Raw genomic sequence first — 249 nt, forward strand, 5'->3', positions numbered from 1 at the left:
CGCTAGGATGCTTAATACGTTTCCATGACATATCCGTAATGTGTAATAAACCATCAACACCACCCAGATCAACGAAAGCACCATAATCCGTAAGATTTTTAACAATACCTTTAACCATTTGGCCTTCTTGTAAATGTTCAAGAAGAGCGCTACGTTTTTCGTGGCTTTCCGCTTCCATCACTGCTCGACGTGAAACCACAACATTGTTGCGCTTTTGGTCCATTTTAATAATTTTTAGCTCAATTTCTT

Annotated in this window: 1 protein-coding gene; it reads right to left on the reverse strand. The window is 39.0% G+C overall.

Going from position 1 to position 249, the window contains the following annotated elements; all coding sequences use genetic code 11:
* On the reverse strand, nucleotides 1-249 hold a 249-nt coding region (locus RMT89_RS44560), incomplete at both ends, for a S1 RNA-binding domain-containing protein (protein ID WP_399499092.1).

Origin of the sequence: Streptomyces sp. P17, from assembly GCF_032436805.1 — a bacterium.
Lineage (GTDB): Bacteria > Actinomycetota > Actinomycetes > Streptomycetales > Streptomycetaceae > Streptomyces.